This window comes from Dietzia sp. Cai40 (genome assembly GCF_014145165.1).
Taxonomy (GTDB): domain Bacteria; phylum Actinomycetota; class Actinomycetes; order Mycobacteriales; family Mycobacteriaceae; genus Dietzia; species Dietzia natronolimnaea.
In genome coordinates, this window is sequence record NZ_JAALEB010000448.1 from 1 (window position 1) to 260 (window position 260).

General features: G+C 74.2%; 1 protein-coding gene. It reads right to left on the reverse strand.

Annotation, left to right across the window (positions count from 1 at the left end):
• A partial coding sequence (locus G6022_RS15375; protein ID WP_241731254.1) for a DUF6350 family protein occupies positions 1-260 on the reverse strand: 260 nt, incomplete at both ends.

The window sequence follows — 260 nt, forward strand, 5'->3', positions numbered from 1 at the left end:
CCAGTGCGCGACCGCACGGGCGAGCCCGGCCGCCACGAGCACCGTCACCAACAACAGCGCCTGCATCGACCAGTGCGGATCCGTCGTGGGCAGCGCCGCCGCGAGCGGGACCTCGGGCATCGGCCCGCGGGACACGGCGAACACACTGTACGAGGCCTCCCCGAGGTGGGCCTCCCCGCCGACCGCGAGGGTGGCCGCGGCCATGACGACGTTCGGAAGGTAGGCGATGGAGATCGCCGCGAGCGCCGCGGTGCCCGTGA